Genomic DNA, 17,401 nt, shown 5'->3' on the forward strand with positions numbered 1-17,401 from the left:
TGGAGTTGGGAAAACAGGTTGCGGTACTGCTAGAGGCATGGCCGGGATACGAACTCGTTCGCCAGTGCATGGACGCCAGTGTGCCCACGAACTTCTATCTCACGGGAGGCGCCGTCCGAAACATCGCGCTGGGCCGCAAGGAGCAGAAGGACCTCGACGTGCTCCTGGATGGCTCCACGCTGGACATGCTCAAGACGGGCCTCGCGGGCCATGGCACGATACACATCGGAGCCTTCGGACACATCGCGTGGTACCCAGAAAAAGAAGGGCACTTCTGCTGGGAGTTCCAGGTCATCTCAAAAACTATTACAGGCTTGTGGCCCTGTGAGGACATCATCGACGTCCTCAACTGCGTGGACTTCACCGGCAATGCCATCGCCTACGACATGCGCACGGGCGAGGTGTTCGACCCATTGAATGGCTGCCGAGACATGGCTCGGCGCATCCTGCGCGGCGTTCGATTCGACCGCCGGGAGGACCGCATTTGTGACGGAAAGATTCCGTACCCCGCGGCCATCTGGATTCGGAACATGCACTACGCATCAGCACTGGGGCTTCACGTCGAGCCTGTAACCGCGGGCTGGTTGCGAGCCCAACAACACTACGAGGAGTACGTGGAGGTCTTCTCCACCCTCTTCTTCAAGCCCCGAATCGATCCCGCCTTGCTGGTTGTCGGATGAACACAGCCGCAGTGCGCGCCACGCCGGTGCAGGCACTGGCGGGCAAGTGGCTGGTGTCCATCTCCGTGTCCCTGGGGACCCTCCTGGCCACCTTCAGTTCCTCCATGCTCAACATCGCGCTGCCCCATCTCCGGGGAAGTCTGGGCGCGTCACTGCAGGAGGCCACGTGGGTCATCGCGAGCTTCGCGATGGCGAACATCTGTGTCATGCCGCTCACGGGCTTCTTGAGCCGGAGATTCGGCCAGAAGCAGGTGTACATCCTGGCGCTCTGCGTCTTCCTCGTCAGTTCGTTTCTGTGCGGAATGACGAGGAGCATGCCCTTGCTCATCGTGTTCCGGGCATTTCAAGGGATGGGCGCCGGCGCCCTCCTCCCCACCGAGCAGGCACTCCTCCAACAGCAGTTCCCCTCCTCCCAGCAAGGCATTGCCATCGCGATCGCCTCCATGACGGCATTGATGGGCCCGGCAGCAGGCCCCATCCTGGGAGGGCTCATCGTGGACTACATGAGCTGGCCCTGGGTCTTCCTCGTCAATCTGCCGATAGGGGTCCTGGGACTCGTCATGGTCATCTTCTTTGTCAAGGTCCCAAACGAAGCTCGTGAGAAGCCGCTGGCGCCTGGCACGGTACAGAGGTTGGACGGCTGGGGCCTCCTGCTGTTGCCCTTGAGCCTCTCCAGCATGCAGTTCCTCCTCATGGAGGGAACGCGTTGGGGGTGGACGGAACCCGGAACCGTGGCGCTGGCCCTGGGTGTTGCTTTGGGCCTGCTCATGTTCGTCTTCTGGGAAATCACCACTCATGCCCCGATCGTACGGCTCAGCCTGTTCTCCGAGCCACGCTTCTTCATTGGAACAGCTCTGGCTGCCGTCCTGTATTCCATGCTGAACGCCAGCCAGTATCTGTTTCCACTCTTCATGCAGGAAGTCCTGGGCTTCACCGCGACGCAAGCGGCACTCGCTCTGGTCTCCAGGGTCGTCGTCTCTGCGGTGGCCACGCCCCTGTTGGGACGCTTCCACAACGTCTTGCCTCCCCATGTCGTATTGGCGGTAGGTACGCTTGCATTTGCCTACAGCTGTATCCAGATGAGCGCCTTCACCCTTGAAACAGAAGCTAGCCACATCGCGGGCGTGGTCGCGGTCCAGGGGCTGGGCTTCAGCGGCATCGGCGTGACCTTGACCACGTTGACGCTCAGCCGTACGCCCATGAACCAGAAGGTCGATGCCAGCAGCTTGCATACACTCGCGAAGCACACAGGAGGTTCGCTGGGACTGACCTTCTTCGCTGCGTATCTGACGCGCGACGTCGGAATGGCACGCATGGCGCTAGTTCCCCAGGTCGTCGAAGGCAGCTTGCCCCTGCGCGAATACCTACAGACCCGGTCCGTGCAACTCCTGGTGGCAGGCATGGAGCCCGAGCGCATCAGGGCCGTGGCGCTGGAGACATTGGAGCAACTTCTTGAGCGGCAGGCTTCACTTCTGGCCTTTGGTAAGCTGTTCCTATTGCTAGGAGCCCTCTTCCTCGCGGCCGTCCCCCTTACGTTCCTGCTGCGGTCCAGGAAGGTCGCACCTCAGGGCTGAACACAATGCAAGAGCCATCCAAGTCCCTGGCGGCGGTGGATGAACCCGACAACCCGACGGTGGCCCCTCGCACGCCTGCCGCCACGCATAGCGCCCCCCGTGTATTGGTCTTTGTCATGGGGTTGATTCTCCTGGCGCTGGTCGCGCTGGGCATCAGGCAGTGGACCCTAGCTGGAACCGAGCGAACAGACGACGCCACTGTCATCGGTGATATCATTCCTCTCAACGCGCGGGTTGGCGGCGAGATCGCCCGCATCGTCGTCGAGGAACATCAGCATGTGGCGAAAGGAGAAGTCCTGCTCCAGGTAGATGAGCATGCGCTGGCCCTGGAGGTCGAGCGTGCGGAAGCCCACCTCGCGCGCATCGAGGCAGAATCACGGGTGACACACGCCAAGACGCAGCCCGTAGCGACGCTCGAAGCTCGCGAGGACGAGGGCGAGGATGAGCGCGACAGCGCGCTCGCGTCGGCGCGCGTCAGAGAAGCACGTCACGGCCTCTCCCTTGCGCGCAGTCGGCGCGCGCAGGCGAGGCTCATCGCCCCACAAGAAGGCACCATCTCGAAGCTCATGGTGAGAGAGGGACAACTCATCGAAGAGGGCCGGACGCTCATGCTCCTCTCATTGCCCCCCACCATCGTGGTTGCAAACTTCAAGGAGACGCGGATCCGTTACATCCGGCCGGGACTACGGGCGACCATTCACCTGGATGCCTATCCGGAGCAACCCCTCAAGGGAACGGTCCTCAGCGTCGCGGCTGGGACGGGAGCAAGCTTCTCGATTTTTCCACCCACGAACGCCTCCGGCAACTTCGTCAAGGTCGTTCAGCGCATCTCAACGCGCATTGCATTGGATGACCCGTCCCGCGTCCCCCTCAAAGCAGGCTTGTCGGCAGAGGTCATCATCCACACTCAATGACGGGCCCGAAAGCAGGCCACCCACCGCGTTCCGATTCGATGACGTTCCTACTATCTGAGCGAAGGACCTGACTCTGATTCGCGCAGGGCCGCCCAGGCCTGAAGCCGCCGCTCCAGCGCCGTGAAGGTCCGCCGGGTTGTCGGGCCGCACCAGGGCCAGGTCCCGCTGAAGCGCCTCGCGCGCCTCGACCACGCCCCACTCCGACAGCACCCGCAGTGCCATCAGCGAGGGCTTGCGCGCCACCAGCGCGAGCAGCGCCGCCACGACACGAGGGCTTCGCTCGTCAGCCAACCGCTGCACCGCCTCATGCCGCGCCTCGGGCGTGGCGTCCGGTGCCTCCAGCACCTCGGCCAGCGAGTTGAAGCGCGCATCGTCCAGCAGCGGGCGCGGGCCGGGCCGCGGCTCCCAGTGCTCCACGGTGACGTTCGTCCGGCCCACGCAGACGCACTCCCGGCGCACGCCGTCATCGCCGAAGAGGTCCATGATGCGATCTCTCGACGGCGTGCCGCCCACCAGCAGTTTCCCCGCTCGCTCGGAAAGCGTGGGGGACATGCCGAGCAGGTGGACGCGCAGCACCGTGGCCTCGGCCAAGGCGCTCTGTTCGGCGGAGCCGCGGGGCCACTTGAGGAAGACCTCCGCCATCCCCCGCTCGTGGACGTACCAGCGGTACTCCAGCCACACGGCGCTGGGGCGGAGGGCGAAGCGGGCCTCTTCCTGCTCGATTGGCAGCGGCGAGGGACGCACCATCCGCAGCCTGCTGGAGGAGATGCTGTCGCTGGCGGGCGTCGACGCGCGCATCGAGCTGGACCCCGCGCGCCTGAGGCCCTCCGACATCCCCAGCCTCGTCGGCGACCCCGACAAGCTGAAGGCGCTGGGCTGGGCCCCGAAGCTGACCGTGACGGACGCGCTGCGCGACGTGCTCGGCCCCCGCGTGCCCGGCGCGGCGTGAGTGGAGCGGCGGCGCGCGCGTATCCCCAGGACGCGCGCGCGTCGCGAAATGACGCCATGAGTGCGGGTGCGCAAGGACTCCGCGCGCAAGTGCTCGAAACTTGAAGGCGCGGTCGCCTTCCGGACAGTGGCACCGGGGTTGCTGAAGTGCCGTGGGGGGCGCCCGTTGGGGCGTCCTCGCGGCACGCCACCCACCTCCCGGAAAGTGCGCCATGTCCTCGCAGAAGTCGTGGAGCCTCCCGCGCGCCCGCGTGCGCGCGAGCGCCGGCCATTCCCGTCCCGCGCGCCACGTCGCCATCTCGGCGAGCCACGAGCTGTTCCCCTCCGAAGAAGCCGCGCTGGCGTGCATCGTCGAGAAGCGCGTCGTGGCCCACCGCCGGATGCGGGACCAGCATCACGGCCGGACGCTCCGCGCCCCCGTGCGCATCGCCGCGACGCGAATGGAGCGCACCCTGCAAGGTGGGGTCGACGACCTCAAGTTCCTCTACCCCCTGCTGGACAACATCCCCGCCATCGCCTTCCCCATCCTCCACTTCGCCACCTGCGGCGTGCAGGTCAGCGTCTATGGGCCGCCCGAGGTCGGCCAGGTGGTGGAGGTGCTTCGCGACTACCTCGTGTCCGCGAAGGTGCTCCCGGACGCCCAGCACCTGCTCTACGTGCCGGAGGACCCGAGGCAGCTCTCCTTCTTCCACTCCATCCGAGGCGCTTCGGAGGCCCTGGGCGCCCAGGCGGAGGACACCCTCGTCTGGTCGGCGGGAGACATCGTGCTGGCCTACGACGTCTTCCCCTGGCTGATGGAGCCGGAGCTCGGCCCCCACGACCTGGTCCTCAACGTCGGCGCGAAGCAGCGCGTCTTCCCGGACGGGCAGCCCGAGCTGTTCCTCGGCAACTATTACGAGACGCTCATCCCTCGCGGCGGTGACGCGCGGGCGCTCGATGTGAAGGACCCGAACCTGCTCGGCTTCACGCGCGCGGGGCTGCGCGGCCTGTCCCGGCTGGATGACCTGCGCGGCGCGAAGGACTCCAGCGTCTACATGGACGTCTTCCTGCGCACCGCGTGGCGAGCCCTCGCGAGCGCCAGGGGGCGCGCCTGCCTGAGCACGCTCCACTACGGCCTCCGGCGCCAACGTGGCTCCCTGCCCCCGGGTGAGGGCCTGCGCCAGGAGCACGCCAGTGACTTCGCGTCCGCGTTCTTCGGCGTCCGCGCGTGCCTCAAGGCGGACACCGTCGACCCGTTCGTGCTCAAGGACTGCGACAACCTGGAGGACCTGTTCGGCTTCTACCGGGGACTGCTCCAGGGCATCGTCGATGAGGGCGCGACGCGTGAGGAGGGCTACCACAAGCTCGCCCGCTACCACCCCCACGCGGAGCACCTGCTGGCGCTGTCCCGCCGCCTGGAGCCGCTGTGGCACGAGCTCCCCCTCTGGCGCCATTGGACCGAGCTCATTCGCGACAAGGTCGCCACCTGCAACCGCCGGCTGACGGAGGCCCTGCGCGCCGAAGGCCTGCATGACGGCACGCCGCCCGTGCCGGAGTACTTCGCCGCCGACGGCACCTTCCAGCAGGCACCGGCCCCGGGCGACGACCTCCCCGGCACACGGGCCTTCCTCCGCGACGTCTACCTGCCCCGCTTCCAGCGAGGACGCGCCACCTTCCAGGCGGCGGTCCAGGGAGGCCTGTCATGACGGCCGCGAAGGCGCCTCCCCGCGAGCGCCGGTTTCCTCCCTTCCACGAGGCCCGGGTCCTGGTCGCCGGGGATGTGATGCTCGACCGCTCCTGGCATGGGGAGGCCACGCGCATGTCTCCCGAGGCCCCCGTCCCCGTGGTGCTCGTGAACCGCGACGAGTCGCGCGCGGGAGGCGCGGCCAACGTGGCCGTGAACGCCGCGGCGCTGGGGGCCGCGGTCAGCCTGCTCGGCGTCACCGGAGAGGACGCGGACGCAGCCGCGCTGGACGTACAGCTCGCGGCAGCGGGCGTGCGCGCGGACCTAGTGCGGATGCGGAGCGCGCGGACCATCACCAAGCTGCGGGTGCTGAGCGGCCAGCAGCAGCTCCTGCGGATGGACTTCGAGGACGGCCTTCCGGATAGCTGCGACGAGACGCTCCTGGAGCGGCTCCACCCCCAGCTCGCGCAGACGCGCGTCGTGGTGCTGTCCGACTACGGCAAGGGAACGCTGAAGGAGCCCTGGCGCTTCATCGAACGGGCCCGGCAGACGGGCCGCCTCACGCTGGTCGCGCCGAAGGGAACGGACTTCACCCGCTACCGGGGCGCCTCCGTCCTCGTCCCCAACCGGAGTGAATTCGAGGCCGTGGCGGGCCGCTGCGCGGACGACGCCACGCTGACCACCCGTGGGCTCGCGATGCTGCGGGCGCTGTCCCTGGACGCCCTGCTCATCACCCGCGGGGCCGAGGGCATGACGTTGCTGCGCGAAGGACACCCGCCCCTGCACGTGCCGACGTCGGCCACGGAAGTACGGGACGTCACGGGCGCGGGGGACACGGTCATCGCGGTGCTGGCGGCGGCGCTCGCGGTGGACGTGCCGCTGCCGGAAGCCGTGGCCCTGGCCAGCGCCGCCGCGGGCATCGTCATTGGCAAGCGAGGCACCTGCGCGCTGTCGGTGACGGAGCTCGAACGCGCGCTGTCCGGCCCGGGTGAGCCACCGCGCGGCGTCGTCACCGAGGCCCAGCTCGTGGACCTGGTCCGCGAGGCCAAGGCGCGGGGCGAGCGGGTGGCGCTGACGCTCGGGTGCTTCGACATCCTCCACGCCGGACACGTCACGTACCTGTCGCAGCTCGCGGACCTGGCGGACCGGGTCATCGTCGCCGTCAACGATGACGCCTCGGTGCGCCGGCTCAAGGGCCCCGCCCGGCCGCTCAACCCCGTGGAGCAGCGGATGCAGGTGCTCGCCGGGCTCGCGTCGGTGGACTGGGTGGTGCCCTTCACCGAGGACACGCCGGAGCGGCTGGTCTGCCGACTCCTGCCAGATTTGCTGGTGAAGGGCGGCGACTACCGCCCCGAGCAGGTCCCCGGACAGCGCTGTGTCCTCGAAGCAGGCGGAGAGGTGCGCATCCTCGACTTCATGGAGGGGTGCTCCACCAGCGCCCTGGTGGCGCGCATCCACGAGCGCGGCGGCGCGAAGACGGCGGTCCCCACGTCCCAGGAGCGAGGGTGAGCCATGGCCGGCCCCGCCCCCATCGAACAGGTTCGCGCCGACGTGGCCATCCTGGGGGGTGGCATCTGCGGCCTCTGGACGCTGGCGCACCTGCGCGCCCAGGGGTACGCCGCCATCCTGTGTGAGAGCGGCGAGCTGGGCATGGGCCAGACGCTCCGCGCGCAGGGCATCATCCACGGAGGACTGAAGTACGCCCTCGACGGCGCCCTCGGCGCGGCGAGCCAGGCACTGACGGCCATGCCCGCCCGGTGGCGCGCATCCCTCCAGGGTGAGCGCGCCCCGGACCTGCGAGGCGCCCGCCTGCTGTCGCCGCACCAGTATCTGGTCGCCGGTCAGGGGTGGGGTTCGCGGCTGGCGGGGCTCTTCGCCAGCAAGCTGCTCCAGGGGCGCGTGGCGGCGCTCGACGCGGAGCAAATCCCGGAGCCCCTCGCCGCGGCGCTCGGCCCGTCCGCGCGGCACGCCGTCTACCAGCTCGAGGAGCCGGTGGTGGACGTCCCGTCCGTGCTCGAGTCCCTGGCCCACGCGAACCAGGAGGCCCTGATGGCCATCACCCCCGAGGCCACCCGCCTGCGGTACGCCGCCGGGCACGTCGCGGGCGTCGACGTCCAGGGCCCCAGCGGGCAGCGGCTGGAGGTCCTGTGTGAGCAGGTCGTGCTGTGCGCAGGCGCTGGGAATGAGGCCCTCGGGCGGCTGATGCCCACCGGCGCGGCCCCCATGCAGCGCCGGCCCCTGCGCATGGTGATGCTCCGGGGCGCGCTGCCAGACCTCTACGCGCATTGGCTGGGAGCAGGCACCACGCCACGCGTCACCGTCACCAGCCACCGCGACAGCGCGGGCCGCGCCGTCTGGTATCTGGGCGGCGCGCTGGCCGAAGCGGGCCTGGACCGTGAGCCACTCGCCCACGCGCGCGCGGCACGGGACGCGCTGGCCACGCTGCTTCCGGGTGTGGACCTGTCCGCGTGCGCGCTGGCGGTCCTGGACGTGGAGCGCGCCGAGGGACGGCAAGCCGCCGGGCTCCGGCCCGACGGGCCCGTGCTCCACCACGCGGACGGTGTCACGCTGCTCTGGCCCACCAAGCTGGCCTTCGCGCCGCTCGTGGCGGAGCAGGTGGCGGCCCGGCTCGCGCAGCGAGGCGTGCGCCCCGGCCACCAGCCCCTCCCCGATACGAGACGCTGGCGACGTCCAGCCGTGGGCGTGCCGCCCTGGGACGAGGTGACGGCATGGCACTGACCCGGGCCTTCGTCCTCCTGGACCGTGACGGCACGCTCATCGAGGAGCGGGACTACCTGCGCGGCCCGGACGGGTTGCGGCTGCTCCCCAACGCCCTGGCCGCGCTGCGCCGGTTCCGTGCGTTGGGGCTGGGCCTGGTGCTCGTCACCAATCAATCCGGACTGGCCCGGGGCTACTTCGACCAGCAGGCCCTCGATGCGATTCATGAGCGGCTCCGGGCCTGGCTCGCACGAGACGGCCTGCACCTGGACGGCATCTACGTCTGCCCCCACCTGCCCGACGCGGGCTGCGCGTGCCGCAAGCCCAGGCCCGGGCTGGGGCTGCGGGCAGCGACGGAGCTGGGCATCGACCTGTCGCGCAGCTTCGTCATCGGGGACAAGCGCAGCGACATCGCCTGGGGCCTGCACCTGGGCGCCATGACGTTCCTGGTCCGCACGGGCCATGGCGCGGAGGAAGAGGGCGCACCCGGCGCCCGAGCCCACCACGTCGTCGACGACTTGCTTCACGCCTCGGAGTTCGTCCAACGGCACATTCACCAGCGGGGGAGGATGTAGATGGAGACAGCGCTGAAGGCAGTAGAGGACCGTAGCGAGCCGGGCACCCGCCTCGTCCGGCAGCACGTCCAGGGCAGCATCGACACGAAGCAGCGGCTGCTGGAGCATTGCGAGCAGGACATCCAGGAGGCGGCACACCTCCTGGCGCAGGCCCTGCAGTCAGGCGGCAAGGTGCTGCTCTGTGGCAACGGCGGTAGCGCCGCGGACTGCCAGCACCTGGCGGCGGAGTTCGTCAGCGCGCTGAGCCATGACCTCGTGCGGCCGGGGCTGGCCGCCATCGCGCTGACGACGGACACCTCGCTCATCACCGCCCACGCGAACGACTTCGGCTTCAGCCACATCTTCGAACGTCAGGTCCAGGCACTGGGGCGCCCCGGTGACGTGCTGCTCGGCATCAGCACCAGCGGCGAGTCCGAGAACGTGGTCCGGGCCTTCCGCTGCGCGCGGCTGCTGGGCATCCGCACCCTGGCGCTCACCGGAAGCGGCGGCGGCAAGCTCCTGGGGCTGAGTGACGTCTGCATCCGGGTGCCCAGCGGCAACGTGCAGCACATCCAGGAGTGTCACATCACCCTGGCCCATGTCCTGTGCATGCTGGTGGAGCGGGAATGGGCGGTCCTCGCCGATGCCGGGACGGACTGGAGCGCTCGCCATGAGAAGTGACGCGGCGGGCGCCCACGTGGAGACGCGCACGTTGTGGCGGTTCCTGGCCGGAGACCTGCGACCCGTCTGGACACGGCTGCTCGAAGGCGCGGTGGGGGCGCCCACCGCGCGCGCGGATGACCGGCTCGTCTACGGCGTCATCGACGAGCTGCGCGAGCGCACGTCCGCGTTCCTGGCCCGGCGATACCCCGGCCTGCCCATCAACGAAGAGGGAGTGTCCCCGTGGCCGCCCCAGGGTGACTGCTGCGTGGTCGACCTGGTGGACGGCACCAACAGCCTCCTCCTGGGCGCGCCCCTCTTCGGGCTGCAGTTCGCCAGCGTGGTGGGAGGCCGTGTCGAGGAAGCCGTCATCTTCCTGCCCACGGAAGAGCGGCTGGGCGGCGGGGGCCTCCATGTCAGCGGGCGCGGCCAAGGCGCCTTCGTCATCCTCCAGGGAGAGACGGCCATTCCCCTGCGCGTCTCCTCGGTGGAGCAACTGGCGCGGGCCTCCATCGCCGTCGACGGGACGACGCCCACGGTGGGGCGGCTCTACCACCCGCCCCTGGTCGCCGGGGTGACGCGCATCCGGAACTTCGGCGCCTTCTGCTGGGCGGGGACGCGGCTGGCGCGCGGCCATCACCTGCCCGTCAGCATCGACGCCGTCCTGGCCATCGACAACAAGCCCTGGGACCACCTGCCCGCCATCGGCCTCATCGAGGAGGCCGGTGGCCAGGTGACGTGCTTCGACGGCGCGCCCTGGTCGCTCACGCGCTGCACCGAGCTGCTCTTCTCCAACGGGCAACTGCATGCCCCCCTCCTGAAGCACCTGGCAGACGCGGGCCTGGCACGGAGGGAGACGTGATGGCGTCCACGGTCACCGTGCTGTGTGGTTGGCCCCTCTCCGGGAAGAGCGAGACGGCCGCCCTGCTGGGTCCGCCCCTGGGAGCGCATGTCATCGACATCGACGTGCTCGCCCGAGCAGGCATCGGTCCACCGGAGCCCGACTGGGAGGCCACGGAGGCGGGACGGCAGCGGAACCTGAACCGGATGACCATGGCCTATGAGCTGTTCCACCAGGCCGTGCGCATCCACCTGGAGGTCGCTCGGCCCCCGCGCTCGCTGGTCGCGGTCACCACCTACTCGCGGCCTTCGAGCTGGGAGTACCTCCTGCGCGTGCTCGAGCCCCATGCGCACACGCGGCTCAAGGTGCTCTGGCTCCGACCCGCGGACGACGCCCCCGAGGCCGTACAAGAGCTGCTGAGTCAACGCGCCCGAGCCGGGTACTGCGGCGGCTGCACGACGCTGGAGGAGTACCTCGACGTGAAGGCGCGCTTCGTCCCTCCGCCCGTCCCCCACCAGGTCATCGAGACGTGGTTCCGCCATTCCCCCGAGGCCTGCGCCAGGCGCGCCCTCGAGTACGTCCTGGACGCCTAGGAGTCGCCATGCTCTTCCACCGACGCTTCGAGCACCGCTATCCGCGCATCGTCCGCGGGCGCGGCGCGAGGTTGTACGACGACGCGGGCAACGCCTGGCTGGACGCCGTGGGCGGCGCGGGCGTCGCCATCCTGGGACATGGCCTGGAGGAGCTGGCGCGGCAGGCCGCGGAGTCGATGCGGCACGTCAGCTACCTGCACGGCATGCAGTTCACCACGCCCGAGCTGGAGACCTACGGCGAGCGGCTGGTGGCCCTGGCTCCGGCCAACATCTCCCACGTCCTCCTCATGGGGAGCGGCTCCGACGCGGTGGAGACGGCCATCAAGCTGGCGTACCAGTTCCACCTGGGCAAGACGGGGAGCCCGCGCAAGCACAAGGTGATTGCCACCGAGCCGGGCTACCACGGCGCCACCGCGCTGGCCCTGGCCGTGACGGGAAAGCCGCGCGACCGGCTGCTGTTCGACGGGCTGCTGCGCGAGCAATGCTTCATCCCCGCGCCGGATGCCTACCGACGGCCGGAGTCCGGCGAGGCCTGCGCCGAAGCGCTGGAACGGAAGATCCTGGAAGAGGGCGCCGAGAGCTGCCTGGCCTTCATCGTCGAGCCGGTGATTGGCGCCTCCATGGGCGTCAGCGTCCCGCCACCGGGCTACCTCCAGCGCGTCCGGGACATCTGCGACCGTCACGACGTCACCCTCATCTTCGACGAGGTGATGTGCGGCTTCGGCCGCTGCGGCACGTGGTTCGCGTCCGAGCACTCGGGCGTCCAGGCGGACATCATCGTCCAGGGCAAGGGGATGGCGGCGGGCCTGCTTCCGCTGTCCGCCGTCTATGCCAGCCGCGACATCGTGGACGGCATCCATCGGGATGGCGCCAACTTCGCCCACGGATTCACCTTCACCAACCACCCCTTCTCCGCGGCGGTGGGCCTGCGGGTGCTCGACGTCATCGAGCGGCAGGGCTTGCTGGACAACGTCCAACGCCAGGGTGACGCCCTGCGCGCGAAGCTGCGGGAGCTGACCGCCTTCTCCTGGGTGGACGACGTGCGCGGCCTGGGGCTCTTCTGCGGCCTCGAGCTCGTCGCCGACAAGCGCACCCGCCGCGCCTTTCCCAGGACGGCGCGGCTGGCGGAGCAGGTGCTGCAGCGGGCCATGCGGCGGGGCGGCAACTTCTACTTCTCCATTGGCTACCTGCCGGACGGCAGCGGCGACTCCATCCTGGTGATGCCGCCCTACACCGTCACCCCCGAGGAGCTGGACGCCATGGTGGCCGTGCTGCGCGACACCTTCGCGGAGCTGGACGCCGACGCCCAGGCCCTGGCTCGACAGGCCGCGTAGCCCCGGGAGCGAGCCACCATGGACATCCGGACCGACTGCCTGCACTTCAACGGCTACAAGCCCTGCGGCCCGCACAAGGCGCGGGGGACGCACTGCGACGGCTGCGCCGACTACCAGCCCGCCACCGGCAACGTGCTCATCATCAAGCTCCAGGCCGCGGGCGAGGTGGTGCGCAACACGCCGCTGCTCCACGCCATCCGCCAGCGGCACCCGGGGGCGCGCATCTTCTGGCTGACGCACTACCCGGAGCTGGTGCCCCGGCGAGAGGTCTTCAAGGTGCTGCGCTACGACCTCGCGGGCGTGACGACGGTGCTCGACCTGCGCTTCGACCTCGTGCTGTCCCTGGACAAGGACGTGGAGGCGTGCGCGCTGGCGAACCGCGTGGACGGCCGGGTGAAGAAGGGCTTCACGCAGAAGGACGGCGTCATCCTGCCCTTCGACGGGGACAGCCAGCGCAAGTGGCGCACGGGCGTCTTCGACGACTTGATGAAGGCGAACACCCGGCACTACGTCCAGGAGCTGTTCGACATCTGCGGCTTCGCCTTCCAGGGCGAGGAATACATCCTGCCCGACTACACCCAGCCCCAGGTGGAGCTCGAGCCGGGCAAGCAGGTGGTGATGCTCAACACGGGCGCTGGGAGCCAATGGAAGCCGCGGCTCTACTCGGCCGCGAACTGGGCGACCCTGGCCAGACGCTTGAAGGAGACGGGCCGCGAGGTCGTGCTCGTGGGCGGGCCCGACGAGCACGAGCGCAACCTGGAGATTTCGGCGCGGGCTGGCGTCCGCTACTTCGGCGTCCAGCCCTTCGACGGCTTCATCGGGTTGCTGAGTCTGGCCGACGTCGTGGTGACGTCGGTGACGTTCGCGTTCCACGCGGCCGTGGGGCTGCGCAAGCGCATCGTCCTGCTGAACAACACGTTCAACCGGCACGAGTTCTACATGTATGGCCGGGGCACGGTGCTCGAACCGGAGGTGCCCTGCCTCATGTGCTACAAGCAGGACTTCGATGCGGGCTGCGTCCAGCGCGACTGCATGGACCTGCTGCCCCCCGAGCAGATTCTCCGCGCCGTCGGAGCGGTCTGAACGTGGCGCCCGACGCTCCTCAGGATGAGGTGGACGTCGCCATCGTCGGTGGTGGCGTGGGCGGGTGCTACCTCGGCTACCGGCTCCTGTCAGGTGTCACGCCCCACGGGCTCGCGCCTCTCGCGGCGCTGCGCCAGGGCCGGGGGCAGCTCCGAGTGGGGTTGTACGAAAGCTCGGGGCGCCTTGGAGGCCGGCTGTGGTCGGTCCGGCTGCCCGGCCTGCCGGACGTCGCCGCGGACTTCGGCGGCATGCGCTTCCACGACCAGTTGCAGCTCGTGGCCGACCTCATCCAGCACCTCGGGCTGGCGGACCAGGTGACGGACTTCTCGTTCGGCCAGCCGGAGAACTTCGCGTACCTGCGGGGCGTGCGCTTCCGGCAACGGGAGCTGGCGGCGACGGCGCTCGCGCGAAGCGCCACACCCCTGCCCTACCGGCTGCGCACGGCCGAGCGGCGCCTGGGGCCGTCCGGCCTGGAGCAACACGTCACCGACGCCGCGCTGCCCGGCTTCAGCGGCCTGCGCGCGCGCTACCACGCCGCCTTCGAGCGTCAGGCCTGGGAGGACGTCACCGCCTTGGAGCGGGAGTACACCCAACGCAAGGCCGCCGCCCGAATCGACGGAGCGCCGCTGCACGCGCTGTCGTGGCGGACCTTGCTCGGCCAGGTGCTCGGCCAGGAAGCCATCCAACTGGTGAAGGATGCCGATGGCTACGACAACGTCTCCGCGAACGGGAACGCCGCGGACTGGCTGGACGTGCTCTTCCACGCCCCCATCGACGGCCGCTACCGGCGCCTCCGAGGCGGCTTCGACGCCCTGCCCCTGGCGCTGCACGCGCGCTACCGAGCGGCGGGAGGCACCACGTCGCTGCACCACCACTTGCGCCGACTCGACAGGCACCCAGGCGCCGGTGACATGCCCGCATACACGCTGCACTTCGCGGCGCCGGATGGGGGCATGCCGCGCCGGGTGAGGGCGCGCTGCGTGCTGCTCGCGCTCCCTCAACACGCCCTGGAGTCGCTCGACCCGGGCACCTTCCTCTTCGAGGACGCGGCGCTGAATCGCAACCTCCGCGGCGTGCGCGCCGTCCCGGCCGTGAAGCTGTTCCTCGCGTACCCGTTCTCCTGGTGGGAGCAGACTGGCGTCTCCCGAGGGCGCAGCACCACCGACCTGCCACTGCGTCAGCTCTGGTACTGGGCCGGCGACGACGCTCAGCGCCCTCCCGCCGTGCTCCTGGCCTCGTACACCAGCGGCGCCGACGCGGCGTATTGGAGCGGCCTCCGCGCGGGCGAGCTGTATCCGGACTCGAACGGGCCACGGGAGGCGCCGACCCTGCCCGCCGATGCGCCCGCCAGCCGCCGGATGGTCGAGCGTGCCCACGCGATGTTGCTGGAGCTCCACGGTGTCCAGGACGCTCCCCGGCCCGTCGCCGCGCGCTGCCAGGACTGGTCCGACGCGCCCCACGGAGGCGGTTGGCACGTCTGGCGGGAGCACCACGTCTCCGGTGACATCATCCCCGCGATGCGCAAGCCGCTCGCCGACGAGCAGGTCTTCATCGTCAGCGACTGCTGGTCCCATGACCCGGGCTCGGTGCACGGCACGCTGGCCACCGCGGAGTGCACCCTGCAGGACCACCTGGGCCTCGGCTGGCCCGCCTGGCTCCGGCGCGAAGGGACCCGCCTGGGTCCGCGCGGGACAGCGAAGGCAATCCCCTCACGAGGAGGCGTTTGAACCATGGCGCTGAGCGTGCCCGAGGGCTACCGCCCTCTCCAGAAGCAGAGCCTGCCCGACTACCTCTCCAGCCACCCCCACCTCGCGAAGCAGCTGGGAGGCGGCGCGACGGACTGGCACAGCCAGGAGGTGAGTGACGGAAACGTGAACCAGGTGTTCCTGGTCCACGGCCCCGCCGGCAGCGTCTGCGTCAAGCAGTCCCTGCCCTACGTCCGGCTGGTGGGTGAGTCCTGGCCCCTGACGCTGGAGCGCATCCACTTCGAACATCAGGCGCTGCTCGAACACGGCCGCCATGTCCCCGGGCGCGTCCCCCAGGTCCTCCACCATGACGCCAGGCAATATGTCCTGGTCCTCGAATGCCTGACGCCGCACATCATCCTCCGCAAGGGGATGACCGCCGGCGTCTGCTACCCACGCCTCGCCGGACACCTGGCGGACTACCTGGCCCGGTCGCTGTTCTTCTCCTCCGACCTGGCCCTCACCGCGGAGGAGAAACGGCGCCGGGTGGCCACCTTCGGTGCCAACAGCGCGATGTGCCAGATCATGGAGGACATGGTCTTCACGGAGCCCTACCAGCTTCACCCGCGCAACCGGTGGACCTCGCCCCAGTTGGATGGCCTCGCGGCCGAGGTCCGCGACGACGTGGACCTGAAGCTGGCGGCGTCCCGCCTCAAGCACCAGTACCTGACGCGGGCAGAGGCGCTCATCCACGGGGACCTCCACACCGGCTCCATCATGGTGACGCAGGAGGACACGCGGGTCATCGACCAGGAGTTCGCCTTCTACGGCCCCATGGGGTTCGACGTGGGCGCCCTGATGGCCAACCTGCTCATCAACTACTTCAGTCAGGAGGGCCACACCACCGATGCGTCGCCGCGCGCCCCCTATCAGGCCTGGGTCCTGGAGACGCTGGAGGCCCTGTGGTCAGGCTTCCACGACGGGTTCCTGGCGCTCTGGGAGGCGCACGGCCGCGGCGACGCCTATCCCTCCGCGCTGTTCACCTCACCAGCCGAACGGCGCACGCTCACCGAGGAACGCCGACGCTGGCTCCAGGGGCTGCTGGGTGAAAGCCTGGCGTTCGCGGGCGCGAAGATGCTCCGCCGCATCTTCGGGCTCGCGCACAACCTGGACCTGGAGAGCATCACCGACCCGGACCGCCGCGCCAGTTGCGAGCGCGCGTGCGTCGAGCTGGGACGCGCCCTCCTCCTCGCCCCCGGGCGCTACCGCGCCATCACCGACGTCACCACGGTGGCGAGGGACCTCGCGGAGCACCTCCGACCCAAGCGCAGAGGGTAGGCGCGGCGCCCGTCACGTCCCTGTCTTGGCGATGGGGGCCAGGGCGCCCGACAGCTCGTTGAACTTCTCCCCCAGCGGCCGGATGACGTGCTTCTCGATGGCGTAGTAGCTGGAGAGCTGCTCCAGCGGGACGCGCCGCATGTGCCAACGGCCATTCAGGTCACACCCGATGGCGTTCTTCTGGAAGCCGCCGCTCAGCCACCCGTCGCTCTCGCCCTGGCTGGTGCGCTCGATGCGGAAGTACTTCCATATCTTGTCCGCGGTGATGACGACCGGCTCGTCCGGGTCCTCGGGACGAGGCTCGGCGACGCCGAACCAGCACTCCGGCCCCGCGGCGTCGCTCACGTAGGCGTCATTGAAGCCCAGCCATATCCAGATGAAGGCCAGCAGCTTCACGTCCCGTGCCCGGCTGTCATCCACCGCGGTGCCCGCGGGGACATGGAGCGGGTCCACATAGAAGCGGCCAAGCCAGGACGGCAGCCAGAGGTAGAACGGGTACGAGCTGTCATCCGACAGGAGGTAGCCGCTCGCGTTGGAGAACAGCTTGTTGCCCGCGAGGCACTTCAAGCTGACGCCATACTCGCGGATGGCGAACCGGACGCCGACAATCTCGAAGAACGAACGGATGTCTTTGTGGTGCTCGGAGAAGTTCGAGTAGCTGCCAGGAATCTGGGTCAACACGTCTTTTCTGAAGGCCATGACCCGATGACATTGCAGTCCGCATACCAAGCCACACTTCACACGCCGTCCGAGTCCGCGGGCTTGGACACACCTCCCCTCCCACCCCTTTCCGCGTCATCCCGCGACGCGCCTGCG

Annotated in this window: 17 protein-coding genes; 15 read left to right on the plus strand and 2 right to left on the minus strand. The window is 69.4% G+C overall.

All coding sequences use genetic code 11. The annotated features are described in order from the left end of the window. Positions 1-68: 68 nt before the first annotated feature. From G4D87_RS06430 to G4D87_RS06440, 3 genes are all read left to right on the plus strand, one after another. On the plus strand, positions 69-680 hold the full coding sequence (locus G4D87_RS06430; RefSeq protein WP_163780003.1) for a hypothetical protein: 612 nt from the start codon (positions 69-71) through the stop codon (positions 678-680). Beyond that, positions 677-2,254 carry a DHA2 family efflux MFS transporter permease subunit gene (locus G4D87_RS06435; protein WP_163780005.1) on the plus strand — a complete coding sequence of 526 codons (1,578 nt, stop codon included), beginning with the start codon at positions 677-679 and terminating at the stop codon, positions 2,252-2,254. Before G4D87_RS06430 ends, G4D87_RS06435 begins: the two co-directional genes overlap by 4 nt. A gap of 116 nt (positions 2,255-2,370) precedes the next feature. Beyond that, positions 2,371-3,168 carry an HlyD family secretion protein gene (locus G4D87_RS06440; RefSeq protein WP_163780007.1) on the plus strand — a complete coding sequence of 266 codons (798 nt, stop codon included), beginning with the start codon at positions 2,371-2,373 and terminating at the stop codon, positions 3,166-3,168. Here G4D87_RS06440 and G4D87_RS06445 read toward each other — a convergent pair. Then, positions 3,085-3,810 carry a hypothetical protein gene (locus G4D87_RS06445; protein ID WP_240358053.1) on the minus strand — a complete coding sequence of 242 codons (726 nt, stop codon included), beginning with the start codon at positions 3,808-3,810 and terminating at the stop codon, positions 3,085-3,087. The two genes, G4D87_RS06440 and G4D87_RS06445, sit on opposite strands and share 84 nt — an antisense overlap. Between G4D87_RS06445 and G4D87_RS06450 the strand changes: the two genes are divergently transcribed. From G4D87_RS06450 to mtnK, 12 genes are all read left to right on the plus strand, one after another. After that, entirely contained in the window at positions 3,791-4,117 is a 327-nt protein-coding gene (locus G4D87_RS06450; RefSeq protein WP_240358054.1) for a Rossmann-fold NAD(P)-binding domain-containing protein, read from the plus strand. The two genes, G4D87_RS06445 and G4D87_RS06450, sit on opposite strands and share 20 nt — an antisense overlap. A 211-nt stretch (positions 4,118-4,328) precedes the next feature. After that, positions 4,329-5,801, plus strand: coding sequence for a hypothetical protein (locus tag G4D87_RS06455; protein ID WP_163780009.1), 1,473 nt, complete (start codon positions 4,329-4,331; stop codon positions 5,799-5,801). Continuing rightward, on the plus strand, positions 5,798-7,288 hold the full coding sequence (gene hldE / locus G4D87_RS06460) for a bifunctional D-glycero-beta-D-manno-heptose-7-phosphate kinase/D-glycero-beta-D-manno-heptose 1-phosphate adenylyltransferase HldE (protein ID WP_163780010.1): 1,491 nt from the start codon (positions 5,798-5,800) through the stop codon (positions 7,286-7,288). The genes G4D87_RS06455 and hldE overlap by 4 nt, the downstream gene beginning before the upstream one ends. Before the next feature lie 3 nt (positions 7,289-7,291). Beyond that, complete coding sequence (locus tag G4D87_RS06465) at positions 7,292-8,518, plus strand: FAD-dependent oxidoreductase (protein ID WP_163780012.1); 1,227 nt, start codon at positions 7,292-7,294, stop codon at positions 8,516-8,518. Continuing rightward, on the plus strand, positions 8,509-9,072 hold the full coding sequence (locus G4D87_RS06470) for a D-glycero-alpha-D-manno-heptose-1,7-bisphosphate 7-phosphatase (protein WP_163780014.1): 564 nt from the start codon (positions 8,509-8,511) through the stop codon (positions 9,070-9,072). Before G4D87_RS06465 ends, G4D87_RS06470 begins: the two co-directional genes overlap by 10 nt. Then, positions 9,073-9,732, plus strand: coding sequence for a D-sedoheptulose-7-phosphate isomerase (locus G4D87_RS06475; RefSeq protein WP_163780016.1), 660 nt, complete (start codon positions 9,073-9,075; stop codon positions 9,730-9,732). After that, the gene (locus G4D87_RS06480; RefSeq protein WP_163780018.1) at positions 9,722-10,573 is read left to right on the plus strand and encodes an inositol monophosphatase family protein; all 852 of its coding nucleotides are present in this window, start codon (positions 9,722-9,724) and stop codon (positions 10,571-10,573) included. Before G4D87_RS06475 ends, G4D87_RS06480 begins: the two co-directional genes overlap by 11 nt. After that, positions 10,570-11,145 carry a P-loop nucleotide/nucleoside kinase family protein gene (locus tag G4D87_RS06485; protein WP_163780020.1) on the plus strand — a complete coding sequence of 192 codons (576 nt, stop codon included), beginning with the start codon at positions 10,570-10,572 and terminating at the stop codon, positions 11,143-11,145. Before G4D87_RS06480 ends, G4D87_RS06485 begins: the two co-directional genes overlap by 4 nt. An 8-nt stretch (positions 11,146-11,153) precedes the next feature. Continuing rightward, entirely contained in the window at positions 11,154-12,479 is a 1,326-nt protein-coding gene (locus G4D87_RS06490; protein ID WP_163780022.1) for an aminotransferase family protein, read from the plus strand. A gap of 18 nt (positions 12,480-12,497) precedes the next feature. After that, the gene (locus tag G4D87_RS06495; RefSeq protein ID WP_163780024.1) at positions 12,498-13,562 is read left to right on the plus strand and encodes a glycosyltransferase family 9 protein; all 1,065 of its coding nucleotides are present in this window, start codon (positions 12,498-12,500) and stop codon (positions 13,560-13,562) included. 2 nt (positions 13,563-13,564) lie between these two features. Next, a complete protein-coding gene (locus G4D87_RS06500; RefSeq protein ID WP_163780026.1) occupies positions 13,565-15,289 on the plus strand; it encodes a flavin monoamine oxidase family protein in 1,725 nt (574 codons plus the stop codon). A gap of 3 nt (positions 15,290-15,292) precedes the next feature. Continuing rightward, positions 15,293-16,585 carry an S-methyl-5-thioribose kinase gene (gene mtnK / locus G4D87_RS06505; RefSeq protein WP_205507453.1) on the plus strand — a complete coding sequence of 431 codons (1,293 nt, stop codon included), beginning with the start codon at positions 15,293-15,295 and terminating at the stop codon, positions 16,583-16,585. Between the two features lie 12 nt (positions 16,586-16,597). On the opposite strand, the gene G4D87_RS06510 is transcribed toward mtnK, so the two are convergent. After that, on the minus strand, positions 16,598-17,284 hold the full coding sequence (locus tag G4D87_RS06510; RefSeq protein ID WP_163780028.1) for a hypothetical protein: 687 nt from the start codon (positions 17,282-17,284) through the stop codon (positions 16,598-16,600). Positions 17,285-17,401: the final 117 nt, after the last annotated feature.

It is taken from the genome of Myxococcus vastator (assembly GCF_010894475.1).
Lineage (GTDB): Bacteria > Myxococcota > Myxococcia > Myxococcales > Myxococcaceae > Myxococcus > Myxococcus vastator.

Coding starts and splice junctions, on each gene's coding strand:
- G4D87_RS06430 (WP_163780003.1), top strand. CDS start 69: ATGGACGCCAGTGTGCCCACGAACTTCTATCTCACGGGAGGCGCCGTC.
- G4D87_RS06455 (WP_163780009.1), top strand. CDS start 4,329: ATGTCCTCGCAGAAGTCGTGGAGCCTCCCGCGCGCCCGCGTGCGCGCG.
- hldE (WP_163780010.1), top strand. CDS start 5,798: ATGACGGCCGCGAAGGCGCCTCCCCGCGAGCGCCGGTTTCCTCCCTTC.
- G4D87_RS06465 (WP_163780012.1), top strand. CDS start 7,292: ATGGCCGGCCCCGCCCCCATCGAACAGGTTCGCGCCGACGTGGCCATC.
- G4D87_RS06435 (WP_163780005.1), top strand. CDS start 677: ATGAACACAGCCGCAGTGCGCGCCACGCCGGTGCAGGCACTGGCGGGC.
- G4D87_RS06495 (WP_163780024.1), top strand. CDS start 12,498: ATGGACATCCGGACCGACTGCCTGCACTTCAACGGCTACAAGCCCTGC.
- mtnK (WP_205507453.1), top strand. CDS start 15,293: ATGGCGCTGAGCGTGCCCGAGGGCTACCGCCCTCTCCAGAAGCAGAGC.
- G4D87_RS06470 (WP_163780014.1), top strand. CDS start 8,509: ATGGCACTGACCCGGGCCTTCGTCCTCCTGGACCGTGACGGCACGCTC.
- G4D87_RS06480 (WP_163780018.1), top strand. CDS start 9,722: ATGAGAAGTGACGCGGCGGGCGCCCACGTGGAGACGCGCACGTTGTGG.
- G4D87_RS06440 (WP_163780007.1), top strand. CDS start 2,371: ATGGGGTTGATTCTCCTGGCGCTGGTCGCGCTGGGCATCAGGCAGTGG.
- G4D87_RS06475 (WP_163780016.1), top strand. CDS start 9,073: ATGGAGACAGCGCTGAAGGCAGTAGAGGACCGTAGCGAGCCGGGCACC.
- G4D87_RS06510 (WP_163780028.1), bottom strand. CDS start 17,284: ATGGCCTTCAGAAAAGACGTGTTGACCCAGATTCCTGGCAGCTACTCG.
- G4D87_RS06445 (WP_240358053.1), bottom strand. CDS start 3,810: ATGGCGGAGGTCTTCCTCAAGTGGCCCCGCGGCTCCGCCGAACAGAGC.
- G4D87_RS06490 (WP_163780022.1), top strand. CDS start 11,154: ATGCTCTTCCACCGACGCTTCGAGCACCGCTATCCGCGCATCGTCCGC.